11 protein-coding genes are annotated in these 14538 nt (G+C 68.6%); 7 read left to right on the forward strand and 4 right to left on the reverse strand.

The genetic code is table 11. The annotated features are described in order from the left end of the window. Window positions 1-39: 39 nt before the first annotated feature. From KF780_13340 to KF780_13350, 3 genes are read right to left on the reverse strand one after another with little or no spacing between them, the layout of a single operon-like run. Entirely contained in the window at window positions 40-1482 is a 1443-nt protein-coding gene (locus KF780_13340; protein ID MBX3562783.1) for a TolC family protein, read from the reverse strand. After that, window positions 1479-4712 carry a multidrug efflux RND transporter permease subunit gene (locus tag KF780_13345; protein ID MBX3562784.1) on the reverse strand — a complete coding sequence of 1078 codons (3234 nt, stop codon included), beginning with the start codon at window positions 4710-4712 and terminating at the stop codon, window positions 1479-1481. The genes KF780_13340 and KF780_13345 overlap by 4 nt, the downstream gene beginning before the upstream one ends. 17 nt (window positions 4713-4729) lie before the next feature. Beyond that, the gene (locus KF780_13350; protein ID MBX3562785.1) at window positions 4730-5947 is read right to left on the reverse strand and encodes an efflux RND transporter periplasmic adaptor subunit; all 1218 of its coding nucleotides are present in this window, start codon (window positions 5945-5947) and stop codon (window positions 4730-4732) included. Window positions 5948-6113: 166 nt separating this feature from the next. Between KF780_13350 and KF780_13355 the strand changes: the two genes are divergently transcribed. The 5 genes from KF780_13355 to KF780_13375 all read left to right on the forward strand — a co-directional run bounded on the left by KF780_13355 (window position 6114) and on the right by KF780_13375 (window position 11807). Next, window positions 6114-6752: a TetR family transcriptional regulator gene (locus KF780_13355; protein MBX3562786.1), complete on the forward strand. Its 639-nt coding sequence runs from the start codon at window positions 6114-6116 to the stop codon at window positions 6750-6752. A 50-nt stretch (window positions 6753-6802) separates the two neighbouring features. Beyond that, entirely contained in the window at window positions 6803-7915 is a 1113-nt protein-coding gene (locus KF780_13360) for an S-(hydroxymethyl)glutathione dehydrogenase/class III alcohol dehydrogenase (GenBank protein MBX3562787.1), read from the forward strand. 20 nt (window positions 7916-7935) lie between these two features. Then, window positions 7936-8340 carry a VOC family protein gene (locus KF780_13365; protein ID MBX3562788.1) on the forward strand — a complete coding sequence of 135 codons (405 nt, stop codon included), beginning with the start codon at window positions 7936-7938 and terminating at the stop codon, window positions 8338-8340. Then, the gene (locus tag KF780_13370; protein MBX3562789.1) at window positions 8340-9569 is read left to right on the forward strand and encodes an FAD-dependent oxidoreductase; all 1230 of its coding nucleotides are present in this window, start codon (window positions 8340-8342) and stop codon (window positions 9567-9569) included. The genes KF780_13365 and KF780_13370 overlap by 1 nt, the downstream gene beginning before the upstream one ends. A gap of 123 nt (window positions 9570-9692) precedes the next feature. Continuing rightward, window positions 9693-11807, forward strand: a complete 2115-nt coding sequence (locus KF780_13375; GenBank protein MBX3562790.1) for a malate synthase G — start codon at window positions 9693-9695, stop codon at window positions 11805-11807. 3 nt (window positions 11808-11810) lie between these two features. Here the strand turns inward: KF780_13375 and KF780_13380 are convergent, their stop codons facing one another. Beyond that, complete coding sequence (locus KF780_13380) at window positions 11811-13190, reverse strand: dicarboxylate/amino acid:cation symporter (GenBank protein MBX3562791.1); 1380 nt, start codon at window positions 13188-13190, stop codon at window positions 11811-11813. A gap of 200 nt (window positions 13191-13390) precedes the next feature. On the opposite strand from KF780_13380, the gene KF780_13385 reads away from it, so the two are divergent. Then, window positions 13391-14104: a universal stress protein gene (locus KF780_13385; GenBank protein MBX3562792.1), complete on the forward strand. Its 714-nt coding sequence runs from the start codon at window positions 13391-13393 to the stop codon at window positions 14102-14104. After that, window positions 14095-14229 (forward strand): universal stress protein, encoded by a 135-nt coding sequence (locus KF780_13390; protein MBX3562793.1) that lies wholly within the window; start codon window positions 14095-14097, stop codon window positions 14227-14229. Before KF780_13385 ends, KF780_13390 begins: the two co-directional genes overlap by 10 nt. Window positions 14230-14538 lie beyond the last annotated feature (309 nt).

A 14538-nucleotide genomic window follows, 5' to 3' on the forward strand; every position in this document is an offset into this window, starting at 1 on the left:
CCTGCGAAGCAAGTCATCTGATCAAGATCTGACCGAAAGCTAAGGATCGCGGATCGACCGCTCGACGACCGGCGGCGCGTCCTGCCAGCCGCCGCCCAGCGCCAGGAACAAGGTGACGAGATTGTCCGAGCGCTGCGCTTCCGACTGGGCGAGCGCGGCATCGGTCTGGGCGAGCACGCGCTCGGCATCGAGCACGACCTGGAAGCTCTCTCGCCCGGCCTGGTAGCGCAGCCGCGCGATACGGGCGGCTTCGGCGCTCTGGTCGCGTGCGCGGGTCAACGCCGTGACGCGGTCCAGCTCGCGAGCATAGTTGGTGAGCGCGCTTTCCGTCTCGCGCAGGGCGGTGAGCCAGGCGCCGTCGAAGCGCGCCAGCGCGGCGTCCGCCGACGCCTCGGCCTGCCGCACCCGCTGGCGCGCGGCGAAGATGTCGGGGAATTGCCAGGAAATGAGCGGGCCGATGCTGAAGCGCAGCGAATCGCCGGAGAAGAGCGCACCGGGCGAATCGGCGGTGGTTCCGACCGAGCCGCCGATGCTTATGCTGGGATAGAGCGCGGCGGTGGCGACGCCGACCCGCGCTGTGGCGGCGGCGAGATCGCGCTCGGCGGCGCGCAGGTCGGGGCGGCGGGCGAGCAGGCCCGCGCCGTCGCCGACCGGGATCGGCGCGGCCAGAGCGGGCGAGGCTTCGCAGGCGGCGACGGCCGGCGGGAATTCGGCGGGCGGACGGCCGGTCAGGGTCGCGAGGCGGAACAAAGCGGTCTGGCGGCGCGCCTCCAGCGTGGGCAAGGCGGCGCGGGTCTGATCGAGCTGCGATCCCGCCTGGTTGGTGTCGAGCGCGGTCGCCCGGCCGCCCTCGAACAGGCGGCGGGTGAGATCGAAGGTCCGCTCCTGCACCCGCAGGCTTTCCCGCGCGACGGCGAGCTGGCGCCCGGCGCCGCACGCATCGGCATAGGCCCGGGTCGTTTCGGCGGCGACGGTGACGCGGGCGAGATCGAAGGCGGCCTGCACCGAATCCGCATCGGCCCGGCTCGCCTGGATGGCACGGCGGATGCGGCCGAACAGGTCGACCTGATAGCCGACGTCGATGCCGATATCGTAGCTTTCCTGCGGATCGCCGGCGCCCGGGAAGGCGTTGGGCCCCTGCGCCGACTGCTGCGAATAAGTGGCGCCCGCCGTGATGTCGGTCGAGGGCAGCAGGCCCGAGCGCGTTTCCCGAAGCGCCGCACGAGCGCGGCGCAGATTGGCGGCGGCGACGCGCAGGTCGGTATTGTGGGTCAGCGCCTGTTCGACCAGCGCGTCGAGCTCGGGATCGGCGAAGAGGCTCCACCAGCGCCCGGCCGGCTCGTCGCCGGTAAAGGCGGGCGAGGCGGTGCCGACGAACGGATCCTGCGCCGGCGCGGCCGGCATCGGATCGACATGATTGGGCCCGACCATGCAGCCGCCGAGCGCGAGCGCCGCGAGCGCGGCGAGAGCGAAGCGGGTCATTCGCGGTCTCCGTTTTCGGGCAGCGGCGGGCCGTAGGCCGTCGGATAATGGGTTTCGCGCTCCGGCTTCTTCGGCAGGTAACGGCCGAGCGTGCGGGTGACGACGTAGAAGACCGGCGTGAAGATGAGGCCGAAAATGGTGACGCCGAACATGCCGAACACCACGGCCGTGCCCATCGCCTGACGCATCTCCGCGCCCGGGCCGACCGCGATGGCGAGCGGCAGCACGCCGAAGATGAAGGCGAAGCTGGTCATCAGGATCGGCCGCAGGCGGGTGCGCGCGGCGTGGACCGCCGCCTCCCAGCGGTCCATGCCGTGCTCCTCCTCGCCCTGGCGCGCGAACTCGACGATCAGGATCGCGTTCTTGGCGGCGAGCGCGACGAGGACGATCAGGCCGATCTGCGTCAGGATATTGTTGTCCAGCCCGCGCAGGTTGACCCCGGTCATCGCCGCCAGGATGCACATCGGCACGATCAGGATGACGGCGAGCGGCAAGGCGAGCGATTCATATTGCGCCGCCAGCACCATGAACACGCACAGCACCGCGACCGCGAAGATGAGCGGCGCGGTATTGCCCGCCGATTGCTGTTCGAAGGCGAGGCCGGTCCATTCGAAGCCGAAGCCGGGCGGCAGCGTTTGGGTCGCCAGTTGCTCCATCGAGCGCAGCGAATCGCCCGACGCCACGCCCACCGGCGTCTGCCCCTGTAATTCGGCGGCGGGATAATTGTTGTAGCGCGTCACCTGTACCGGGCCCGCGCCGTAGCGGAAGGTCGCGATCGCCGAGAGCGGGACCATCTCGCCGCTCGACGAGCGGACCTGCAGCCGGCCGACATCTGCGAGGCTCGCGCGCGCCGACGCCTCGGCCTGGGCGGTGACGCGGAAGGTGCGGCCGAGCAGGTTGAAATCGTTGACGTAGGTGGAGCCGAGATAGGTGGCGAGCGCCGCATAGACCTGCCCCGGCTGGACGCCGAGCAACTGCGCGCGGTCGCGATCGACGTCCGCCTCGATCCGGGGGCTGCCGGTGTTGAACAGCGAGAAGACCTGAGCGACGTTCTGCTCCTGCGCCGCCGCGCCCATCATCGCGAAGGTCGCGCCCTGCAGCGCCTCGTAGCCCGCGCCCTCGCGGTCCTGCAGCATCATCGCGAAGCCGCTGCCGTTGCCGAGGCCCGGCACCGGCGGCGGCGACAGGAAGAAGACCTGCGCACCCGGCTCCGCTCCGGCGATCGTACCTGTCAACTGGCCGGCGAGCGCGGCGGCGTCCTGTCCGTCGCCGCGCCGGTCCTCATGCGGGGCGAGGCGCACGAAGATGACGCCGCTGTTGGAGGCGGGGCTGAAGGTGGAGCCGTCGAGGCCGGCGAAGGCGCCGGAATCGACGATCAGCTCGTTCTGCGAGGCGATCTCGACGACGCGGTTCATCAGCGCGTCGGTGCGCTCCAGCGACGATCCGGGCGGAAGCTGGACGACGCCGATCAGGAACCCCTGATCCTGGTCCGGGATGAAGCCGGTCGGCGTCGCGGTCAGCCGCCAGGCGGTGAGCCCGAGCAGGCCGGCATAGACGACCAGCATGATCGTCGAGCGCCGCACCGCCTTGGCGGTGAAGGTGCCGTAGCGGGTCGACAGCCAGTCGAAGCCCCGGTTGAAGCCGCCGAGCGCGGCGCGGACGGGGCGCATCCAGCGGCTGCCTTCGCGCGGCGGTTCCTCGCCGTTCTTGTGGCCCTTCAGCAGGATCGCGGCGAGCGCCGGCGACAAGGTGAGCGACACCAGCGTCGAGATCACCGCCGCCGCCGCGATGGTGACGGCGAACTGGCGATAGAAGATGCCGGGAATGCCCGAGATGAGCGCGGCCGGCACGAACACGGCGATCAGCACCAGCCCGATCGCGATGATCGCCCCGGAAATCTCCTGCATCGTCCGGTGCGCGGCATCGCGCGGACTCATGCCTTCGGCGACATGCTTCTCCACCGCCTCGACGACGACGATCGCATCGTCGACGACGATGCCGACGGCGAGCACGAGCGCGAACATCGACAATGTGTTGATCGAGAAGCCGAGCGCGAGCAGCACCGCGAAGGTGCCGATCAGGCTGACCGGTATGGCGATGATCGGAATGATCGCCGCGCGCCAGGTCTGCAGGAAGACGACGATGACGAGGACGACGAGGAACACCGCCTCGATCAGCGTGCTCTGCACCGCCTCGACCGAGGCCTGGACATATTCGGTCGGATTGTAGGGGATCGAATATTGGATGCCTTCGGGGAAGTCCCGCGAGGCGGTCTCCAGCTCGTCGAGCACCGCCGCGGCGGTGGACAGCGCATTCGAGCCGGGGAGTTGCTGGATCGCGATGGCGACGCCGCGCCGGCCGCTGAAATAGCCGCGAATGCCGTAATCCTGGCTGCCCAGCTCGACCCGCGCGACATCGCGCAGCCGGACGATCGACCCGCTCGCCTGATCGGTACGCAGCACCACGTCGGCGAAGGCGTCGGGATCGGCAAGCCGTCCCTGCACCTGGACCGGCAGCTCGAAAGCCGGCGCGCCGCGATCGAACGGCGCCTGGCCGAGCGAGCCGCCCGCGACCTGGACGTTCTGGCCCCGCAGCGCGCCGACGATCTCGTCCGCCGTCAGCCCGCGGGCCGCCGCGCGATCGGGATCGATCCACACGCGCATCGAATAATTGCCGCCGCCGAACACCTGCACCGCGCCGACGCCGGGCACGCGCAGCAGCCGGTCGCGCAGCCGCGAATTGGCGTAATTGCCGATGAAATCGATATCGGCATTGTCGATGGCGCCGACACGGGTGCTGGTGAGCGCGGCGATCAGCAGGAAGTCCGACGCCTGCTTGGTGACGGTGACGCCGATCTGGCGGACCTGCTCCGGCAAACGCGGCTCGGCGAGCGCGACGCGGTTCTGGACCAGCACCTGCGCGGTATCGACGTCGGTGCCGGGCTGGAAGGTGACGGTGATCTGGGCGATGCCCTGTCCCGAGGTCGAGCGCATGTAGAGCATGCCCTCGACGCCGTTCACCTCCTGCTCGATCGGCGCGGCGATCGTCTCCGCCATCGTTTCCGCCGAGGCGCCCGGAAAGGCGGCGACGACGACGACCGACGGCGGCGCGATCTCCGGATATTGGGCGAGCGGCAGGCTCGGATAGGCGAACAGGCCGAACAGGGTGATGAACATCGCGATCACCGACGCGAAGATCGGCCGATCGATGAAGAAGCTGGAAATGTTCATGGGGCCGGGCCCTTCCGTCAGCGAGCGGAGGGCGCAGGAGCAGGCGCCGCGGGCGCCGGCGCGGACGCGACCGGGGTCGCGACCGAAGCGGGCGCGGCCTGGGCCGGCGGCGCGTCCGGCTGGGCGTCGGTGGGCGGCGCGATCCGGCCACGCTGCGGGCTGACCTTCTGGCCCGGCATGATCCGCTGGAGCCCGTCGATCACCACCAGGTCGGTCGGCTCGATGCCGCCGCGGATCACGCGCAGAGCGCCGACCAGCGGGCCGAGCTCGACCGGCCTGGGCGCGACATTGCCCTCGCCGTCGGCGACATAGACGATCCGCCGCACGCCTTCGGTGGCGATGGCGGTGTCGGGCACCAGCAAGGCGCGATAGGGCGCCGCGCCGGCGAGGCGCAGGCGGCCGATCATGCCGGGACGCAGGAACCCGTCCGGATTGGCGACGATGGCGCGGGCGCGGATCGTGCCCGAAGCGGGATCGATCGCATTGTCGACGAAATCGAGCCGGCCGGCATGGGTGAACTGGCCCTCGTCCTGGAGGCGGATGCGGACCGGGCTGCCGATCCGGCCGCCGCCCTGGCGCTGATAGCGCAGCAGCAGCGCCTCGGACCCTTCGAAGGTGAAGTGGAGCGGCGAGGTCGAGACGATCGTGGTGAGCACGGTCTGGTCCGCCGTCACCGCATTGCCGGGATCGACCCGGCGCTGCGAGATGCGGCCCGAGATCGGCGCGACGACGCGGGTGAAGCCGACATTGAGGCCGGCGGCACGGACATTGGCGCGGCCGGCGGCGACATCCGCCTCGGCCGAGCGGAAGGCCGCCTGACGCTGTTCGACCTCCTCGGTGCTCGCCGCCTGCGATTCGGCCAGCGTGCGCGAGCGGGCGAGCTCGGTACGGGCATTGGCGAGCGCGGCCTCGGCGCGGGCGAGCTGGGCGCGCGCCTGATCGAGCTGCGCCTGCGACGGACGCGCGTCGATGGTGAAGAGGAGCTGGCCGGCGCGCACGAAATCGCCGTCGCGGAAATGGACGGCCTGGAGATAGCCCGACGCGCGCGGCTTCACCTCGACATTCTCGATCGCCTCGAAGCGGCCGACATAATCGTCCCAGTCCACCACCTCCTGGGCGAGCGGCTGGGCGACCGTCACCGGCGGCGGCGGCGGCGTTTCCGGCGCGGCGGCCGAACAGGCGGAAAGAAGCATCGCGGCCGCGAGGGGAAGAAGGCCCAATCCCTTGATATGCATCAATGACTTCTTTCGGTTGGTCGTCCGGAATGATCCGGAGCGAGCCGCTGTTCGAGCCCACCCGGGGAGCGGCATCTAGCGTTCGTTCATGCCATGTCAACAGGTGTTGATATAAAAAAGTCAACACCTGTTGATTAACTCACGACGACTGTTAGGATTTTGGTTCATGAGCTTGGGAGAGATCGTCGCCCGCCGCCGCCAGAGCGCGGAAGCGACACGCGCGCAGATGCTGGAGGCGGCCCGAAGGCACTTCCTCCGGGAAAGCTACGAGAATGTCGGATTGCGCGACATCGCGCGCGATGTCGGCGTCGATGTCGCTTTGGTCAGCCGTTATTTCGGCAGCAAGGCGGACCTGTTCCGCGAAGTGCTGCACGGCGATGGAAGGAAGGCCGAAAAATTCCGCATCGCCGTAAGCGCGGAAGACCTGCCCGCCTATCTGGTCTCGCTGTTCCAGGAAACGGATTGCGAGGATACCCGCAAGCATACCGAGAATCTCCTGATCGTGCTACGCTCCGCCTCTTCGCCGCAAGCCGCCGCGATCGTCCATGACGCCATACGTAATGACGTTCTCGAACCCATTTCCCGCATTTTGGGCGGCGGCGAGGATGCCGAGATGCGCGCCGGCATGGTGCTTTCCATCATGCTGGGAAGCACCGTGGTGCGTTCGATCATGAGCATGCAGCCGGCCTGCGCCGAAGGGCCGCCGCCCGAGATCCTCGCCAAGCTCCACGCGCTGTTCCGCACCGCGATCGCCGACACACCGGCCTATCATGGCATAGGCGAGGCGCCGCTGCCTGTTGCCTGAATCGCGCGGCCGCTCTTAAGGGAGGCTCAGTCCTTTCCGGGAGAGCCCAAATGAAGACCCGCGCCGCGATCGCCGTCGCCCCCAATCAGCCGCTGGAAATCCGCGAGGTCGATCTGGAGGGCCCCAAGGCGGGCGAGGTGCTGGTCGAGATCATGGCGACGGGCGTGTGCCACACCGACGCCTATACGCTGGAGGGCAAGGACAGCGAGGGCATCTTCCCCTCGATCCTGGGCCACGAGGGCGCGGGCATCGTGCGCGAGGTGGGGCCGGGCGTCACTTCCGTGGCGGTCGGCGACCATGTGATCCCGCTCTACACGCCGGAATGCCGGCAGTGTAAATCTTGCCTCAGCCGGAAGACGAACCTGTGCACCGCGATCCGCGCGACCCAGGGCAAGGGCGTGATGCCGGACGGCACCAGCCGCTTCAAGCTGGGGAACGACACCATCCATCACTATATGGGCTGCTCGACCTTCTCGAACTTCACGGTGATGCCGGAGATCGCGCTGGCCAAGGTCCGGCCCGACGCGCCGTTCGACAAAATCTGCTATATCGGCTGCGGCGTCACCACCGGCGTCGGCGCGGTGATCTGGACGGCGGGGGTGGAGCCGGGCAACAATGTCGTCGTCTTCGGCCTGGGCGGCATCGGCCTCAATGTGATCCAGGGCGCCCGGCTGGTCGGCGCGGACAGGATCATCGGCGTCGACATCAACCCATCCAAGCGGGCGATGGCCGAACAGTTCGGCATGACCCATTTCATCAACCCGGCCGAGATCGGCTTCGACAAGGTGGTCGCCGCCGTGATCGACGCGACGGACGGCGGCGCCGATTACAGCTTCGATTGCACCGGCAATACCGACGTGATGCGCGCCGCGCTGGAATGCTGCCACCGCGGCTGGGGAACGAGCGTGATCATCGGCGTCGCCGAGGCCGGCAAGGAGATTTCCACGCGGCCGTTCCAGCTCGTCACGGGCCGGGTCTGGAAGGGCAGCGCCTTCGGCGGCGCGCGCGGGCGGACCGACGTGCCGAAGATCGTCGACTGGTACATGGACGGCAAGATCGACATCGACAGCCTGATCACCCACACCATGCCGCTGGACGAGATCAACACGGCTTTCGAACTGATGCATGAGGGCAAGAGCATCCGCAGCGTCGTGCTGTTCTGAACCGCCGAGGGAGCGCCGCCATGTTCAATCACATCATGATCGGATCCAACGACCTGAACCGGTCCAGGGCTTTTTACACCGCCGTGCTCGGCACGCTCGGCTTCGCCGGGGAGCCCCCCCATGCCGACATCGCCAAGACCGGCCACAGGCGGCTGTTCTACCGGCATGACGGCGGCACTTTGTGCATTTCCGAGCCGATCAACAGCGCGCCGGCGACCTTTGCCAATGGCGGGACGATCGGGTTCAAATGCAGCTCGCCCGAACAGGTGCAGGCGTTCCACGACGTCGCCATGGCCTATGGCGGAACCTCGATCGAGGACCCGCCCGGGCTGCGCGAGGGCGCGCTGGGGCCGATGCACCTCGCTTATGTCCGCGATCCGGACGGCCACAAGCTCTGCGCCATCCATCGTCCAGCCGCAGCGTGATGGCGGAGGGGGCGGATCATTACGATGTCCTGATCGTCGGCGGCGGCCATGCGGGCGCCCAGGCGGCGATCGCGCTGCGCCAGAACGGGTTCGAAGGGAAAGTCGCCATCGTCGGCGACGAGCCGGAACTGCCCTATGAGCGCCCGCCGCTGTCCAAGGACTATTTCGCGGGGGAGAAGGCGTTCGAACGACTGCTGATCCGGCCGGAAGCCTTCTGGACGGAGCGACAGGTGGAGATGCTGCTGGGCCAGCGGGCCGTCGCGGTGGATGCCGCAGCGCATCGGGTGACGCTCGCCGGCGGCGATACGCTCTCCTACGGAAAGCTGATCTGGGCGGCGGGCGGCACGCCGCGCCGGATCGGTTGCGCAGGCCACGATCTGGCCCGCGTCCATGCCGTGCGCAGCCGCGCCGACGTGGACCGGATGATGGCCGAGCTGCCGGCGGTCACGCGCATCATCGTGATCGGCGGCGGCTATATCGGGCTGGAGGCGGCGGCAGTGCTCGCCAAGCTGGGCAAAGAGGTCGTGCTGCTCGAGGCGCTGGACCGGGTGCTGGCGCGCGTGGCGGGCGCGGAGATTTCGCGCTTCTACGAGGCCGAGCACCGCGCGCATGGCGTGGAGGTGCGCACCGGCGTGGCGGTGGACCGCATCACCGGCGAGGATGTCGCGACCGGCGTGCGGCTGGCGGACGGCGAGACGATCGCGGCGGACATGGTGATCGTCGGCGTCGGCATCGCTCCCTCGGTCGAACCGCTCGCGGCGGCCGGAGCCGTCACCTCCAATGGCGTCGAAGTGGACGAATTTTGCCGCACCAGCCTGCCCGACATCTATGCCGTGGGGGATTGCGCGGCGCACGAGAACCGCTTCGCCGGCGGCGCGCGCGTCCGGGTGGAATCGGTGCAGAACGCCACCGATCAGGCGATGGCTGCTGCCAAGCATATACTCGGCTTGGCCGAACCCTATGCCGCCGTCCCCTGGTTCTGGTCGAACCAATATGATCTGAGGCTCCAGACCGTCGGCATCTCGGCGGGACATGACGACACGGTGCTGCGCGGCGATCCGGCGGCGCGCGCCTTCTCGGTCGTCTATCTGAAGGCCGGCCGCGTGATCGCGCTGGACTGCGTCAATGCGGTGAAGGACTATGTGCAGGGCCGCAAGCTGGTGGCCGAGGGGATGATGCCTGACCGGGCGCGGCTCGCCGATGCAAGCGTGCCGCTCAAGGAGCTTTGAACGAACGGCATTCACACACGCCGTTCGGGCTGAGCCTGTCGAAGCCCTGCCCTTCTTTTCGTCCGGAAAGAAAGGACAGCCCTTCGACAAGCTCAGGGCGAACGGTGGGGCGAGGAGGAAAGCGTGGAGAGATATGGCCTGACCATCGATGACGGCCTCGCCGCCTTCATCGAGACCGAAGCATTGCCCGGCACGGAGATCCAGGCGGAAGGCTTCTGGCAGGGCCTGGCCGTCCTGCTCGCCGATCTCGCCCCGCGCAACCGCGCTTTGCTCGACACACGCGACGCGCTCCAGGCGCGGATCGACGACTGGTACCGGGCGCGGGCCGGCCAGCCGTTCGATGTCACCGTGCACAAAGCGTTCCTGGAAGAGATCGGCTATCTGGTGCCGGCGCCCGCGCCGTTCGCGATCGAGACCGCCAATGTCGATGCCGAGCTGGCCGCCATTCCGGGGCCGCAGCTCGTCGTGCCCGTCACCAACGCCCGCTATGCGCTCAACGCCGCCAATGCGCGCTGGGGCAGCCTTTACGACGCCCTCTACGGCACCGACGCGCTGGGCGATGCGCCGGCGGGCGGCGGCTACGATCCGGAGCGCGGCGCGCGGGTGATCGCGCGGGCCAAGGCGCTGCTCGACAAAGCCGCGCCGCTAGCCGAGGGGAGCCATGCCGACGCGACCGGCTATGCGGTCGCCGGCGGCGCGCTGGTGCCGGCGCTGGCCGATCCGGCGCAGCTCGCCGGCTGGCGCGGCGATCCGGCGGCACCGGAAGCGATCCTGCTGAGGAAGAACGGCCTCCACATCGAGATTGCGATCGACCGCGACCACCGCATCGGCCGGGACGATCCGGCGGGCGTCGCGGACATGGTGCTGGAATCGGCGCTGAGCTCGATCATCGATTGCGAGGATTCGGTCGCCGCCGTCGATGCCGAGGACAAGGTGCTGGTCTATCGCAACTGGCTGGGGCTGATGCAGGGCAATCTGACCGCGAGCTTCGCCAAGGGTGGGCAGACCGAGGCGCGGGCGCTGGCGCAAGACCGCACCTACAATTCGCCCGGCGGCGCGGAGCTGACTCTGAAGGGCCGCGCGCTGATGCTGGTGCGCAATGTCGGCCATCACATGATGACCGGCATGGTGAGGCTGGACGGCGCCGAGGTGCCGGAGACGATGATCGACGCGGTCGTCACCTCGCTCTGCGCGATCCACGATCTCCATGCCGGGGCGCGCAACAGCCAGGCCGGTTCCGTCTATATCGTGAAGCCCAAGCTGCACGGCCCGGAGGAGGTCGCCTTCGCGGTCGAACTGTTCGGCCGGGTCGAGGATTTGCTGGGCCTTGAGCGCAACACGCTCAAGATCGGCGTGATGGACGAGGAGCGGCGGACGAGCGCGAACCTCGCCGCCTGCATCCATGCGGCGCGCGAGCGGCTGGTGTTCATCAATACCGGCTTCCTCGACCGCACCGGCGACGAGATCCACACCGCGATGGAGGGCGGCCCGGTGATCCGCAAGAGCGAGATCAAGGACGCCGGCTGGATCCAGGCCTATGAGGCGCGCAATGTCGGCATCGGCCTCGCCTGCGGGCTCAAGGGCAAGGCGCAGATCGGCAAGGGCATGTGGGCCGCGCCCGACCGGATGGCCGACATGCTGGCGCAGAAGAGCGGGCATCCCAGGGCCGGGGCGACCACCGCCTGGGTCCCCTCCCCCACCGCCGCGACGCTGCACGCGCTCCACTATCACGAGACGGACGTGCTGGCCGTGCAGGACGAGATGGCCAAGGCGCCGGTGACGGGCGAGCTGGACGCCCTGCTCACCCCGCCGCTGGCGCGCGGGCGCAATTTCTCGCCGGCCGAGATCGCCGAGGAGCTGGACAACAATTGCCAAGGCATATTGGGCTATGTCGTGCGCTGGGTAGACCAGGGCGTCGGCTGCTCCAAGGTGCCGGACATCCACGATGTCGGCCTGATGGAGGACCGCGCGACGCTGCGCATCTCCTCCCAGCACATCGCCAACTGGCTGCGGCACGGCATCGTGACGGAGGAACAGGTAAGCGAGGCGCTGACGCGGATGGCGGGCGTCGTGGACCACCAGAATGCGGGCGATCCGTCCTACGCGCCGATGGCGCCGGCCTTTGACGGCCCGGCCTTCGCGGCGGCGAAGGCTTTGGTGTTCGAAGGCGCCGCCACGCCGAACGGCTATACGGAATTCGCCCTCACCCGCTGGCGCCAGGCGGCGAAGGGCGGCTGACGCTCAATCCTGCGGCGCTTCCTCCAGCGCGTCCAGCTCCTCTTCGATCTCGCGGCGGGCATCGGACTTGCCGGGGATGGGCGGCGCGGGGTGGCCGGCGAGGGCGGCGTCGAGCTTCGCCTTGTCGAGCGCGCCGTCCCACTTGGCGACGACGATGGTGGCGACCGCATTGCCGATGAAGTTGGTGAGCGAGCGGCATTCGCTCATGAAGCGATCGATGCCGAGGATCAGCGCCATGCCGGCGAGCGGCACGGTCGGCACGATCGAGAGCGTCGCGGCGAGCGTGATGAAGCCCGCCCCGGTGACGCCCGCCGCGCCCTTGGAGGAAATCATCGCCACCGCGAGCAAGGCGAGCTGGTCCCACAGGCTGAGCTCGACGCCGACCGCCTGGGCAATGAACAGGGCTGCGAGCGTCATGTAGATGTTGGTGCCATCGAGGTTGAACGAATAGCCGGTCGGCACGACCAGCCCGACGACGCTGCGCGCGCAGCCGGCGCGTTCCATCTTGTCGATGAGATTGGGCAGCGCCGCCTCCGACGAGGAGGTGCCGAGCACGAGCAGCAGCTCCTCCTTCAGATAGCGGATCAGCCTCAGGATCGAGAAGCCGGCGATCCGCGCAACCGCGCCGAGCACGACCAGCACGAAAAGCAGCGAGGTCAGGTAGAAGGTCGCGATCAGCGCGCCGAGATTGACGAGCGTGCCGATGCCGTAGGCGCCGATCGTGAAGGCGATCGCGCCGAACGCGCCGATCGGCGCCGCGCGCATCAAGAGGCCGACGAGGCGGAAGATGACGAGGCTGAGCCGCTCCAGCATGTCCAGCACCGGCGCGGCGGGCCGCCCGACCATGGAGAGCGTGATGCCGAACAGGATGGCGACGAACAGCACCTGCAGGATCGAGCCCGAGGTGAAGGCGGAGAGCATCGTCGTCGGGATGATATCGAGCAGGAAGCCGGTGATGCTGCTGTCGTGCGCCTGGCTCGAATAGGTCGCGACCGCGCCGGCGTCGAGCGTCGCGGGGTCGACGTTCATGCCTTCGCCCGGCCGCACGACATTGGCGATGACGAGGCCGACGATCAGCGCCAGCGTCGAGAAGAACAGGAAATAGGCGAAGGCCTTGCCCGCCACCCGGCCGACCGACGCCATCTCCCGCATCCCGGCGATGCCGGTGACGATGGTGAGGAAGATGACCGGCGCGATGATCATCTTCACCAGCTTGATGAAGCCGTCGCCCAGCGGCTTCAGCGATGCGCCCACGTCCGGCCAGGCATGGCCGACCAAGGCGCCGAGCACGATCGCGATGATGACCTGGACGTAGAGAAGCCCGAACAGGCCGAAACGGGACGGCGCGGGTGGCCCGGCCGAATCGGTCGCGATGCTCACCATGATTTCAGCTTCTCCCTCGCCCCGGCGCGTCGTCATAGACCCGCCGCCTGCCGGCTGTCATCAGCGCCGCGGCGGATGGCCAGACGGGGGCGAAACAGTTATCGGCCGGACACGGTCCGTGATGTCGCCGCCGAATATTGCTCCCGGCTGATGAGCCCTGACATCGCGGTCGAAGCATCGCGTCGGGCGCGCAGGTCGCGATGGGGATGACGATCGGCCAGCCTCCCGCCTTGCTCGCCGCGCTCGCCGCCCGGGTCCAGGGCGGGGCGCTCGCCGATCTGGATCTGTGGTATTTCCATTCGATGCCGCAGGCGGGCAAGACGATCCTGCGCTACGAGCTGCTCGATCGCGTCCGGCCGCATTGCATGTTCATGACCGGGATCGAGCGGGCACTGATCGCGCGCGGCGCCGCCGAAGGGCGCGACGTGGTGGATTTCACGCCCTGCGCGTTCAGCGAATCCCCGTGCCTGCTGACCGAGCGGGTGGCGCTCGACGCCTTCGTCGTCACCGTGTCGCCGATGGACCGGCACGGCTGGTTCACCTTCGGCACCAACAACGATTATGCGACCGCGGCGGCGCGCAGCGCGCGCGACCGCGTGAACGCCGACTATCGCTCGGTGCTGGTCATAACCGACCTGTCACCCTCGTCGCGTCATGCGCTGGAAGCCTCCGTCCGGTTGTTTCCTGAGACCCAGCTCGCACTGTGCCACGCCTATGACATACCCTTTGCGGGCTATCTGGAGAACGCGGCGGTCCAGGCCGATTTCACGCGCTACGACGCGGAAGCGACCGAGCGGTTCATGGCCGAAGCCAATCTGCCTGCGGGCGCCGCCGCCTCGATCAGACGGATCGTCGAGCGCGGCGATCCGGAGACACTGCTCGCCGACCATGCGGCGAGGGCGGCATGGGTCTGATCGTCGTCGGCAGCCACGGCGGCGGCGCGCTCTACGACATCTTCATCGGCAGCACCGCCGCCGCGATCGTCCAGGAAATGCCGGGGGACGTGCTGCTGGTCCGAGATCCGGCGGCGAAGCGTTGAGCGCGCCATGGCCCCAGTCATGACGAATGCCCCGACGCTCGCCTTCCACGGCGTCGCGCGCACCGTCACACCGGCGGCACGTGCATGGAGCTGGTCGCGGAGCTGGTGCGCTGACCGAAGGCGCTAGTGCGCGAGGATCAGCGGTCTGGCGCGACCCCGCCCACCCGACGAATATGCCCGAAGGGCGCGACTTGCCGCGTGTCCGCACAATTCTGCGGACCAATATTCTCAGATTGGCATGACATATCGGTCAATGAAAATATGAAACATGGGTTGACATCATTGGACTGTCAGATATTCCTCTCCAAA

It is taken from the genome of Sphingomonas sp., from assembly GCA_019635535.1.
Lineage (GTDB): Bacteria > Pseudomonadota > Alphaproteobacteria > Sphingomonadales > Sphingomonadaceae > Allosphingosinicella.

Excerpts from the sequence above, each read along its gene's own strand:
- KF780_13345 (MBX3562784.1), bottom strand. The coding sequence starts at position 4,712 with ATGAACATTTCCAGCTTCTTCATCGATCGGCCGATCTTCGCGTCGGTG.
- KF780_13390 (MBX3562793.1), top strand. The coding sequence starts at position 14,095 with ATGGGTCTGATCGTCGTCGGCAGCCACGGCGGCGGCGCGCTCTACGAC.
- KF780_13385 (MBX3562792.1), top strand. The coding sequence starts at position 13,391 with ATGGGGATGACGATCGGCCAGCCTCCCGCCTTGCTCGCCGCGCTCGCC.
- KF780_13350 (MBX3562785.1), bottom strand. The coding sequence starts at position 5,947 with ATGCATATCAAGGGATTGGGCCTTCTTCCCCTCGCGGCCGCGATGCTT.
- KF780_13340 (MBX3562783.1), bottom strand. The coding sequence starts at position 1,482 with ATGACCCGCTTCGCTCTCGCCGCGCTCGCGGCGCTCGCGCTCGGCGGC.
- KF780_13365 (MBX3562788.1), top strand. The coding sequence starts at position 7,936 with ATGTTCAATCACATCATGATCGGATCCAACGACCTGAACCGGTCCAGG.
- KF780_13380 (MBX3562791.1), bottom strand. The coding sequence starts at position 13,190 with ATGGTGAGCATCGCGACCGATTCGGCCGGGCCACCCGCGCCGTCCCGT.
- KF780_13370 (MBX3562789.1), top strand. The coding sequence starts at position 8,340 with ATGGCGGAGGGGGCGGATCATTACGATGTCCTGATCGTCGGCGGCGGC.
- KF780_13360 (MBX3562787.1), top strand. The coding sequence starts at position 6,803 with ATGAAGACCCGCGCCGCGATCGCCGTCGCCCCCAATCAGCCGCTGGAA.
- KF780_13355 (MBX3562786.1), top strand. The coding sequence starts at position 6,114 with ATGAGCTTGGGAGAGATCGTCGCCCGCCGCCGCCAGAGCGCGGAAGCG.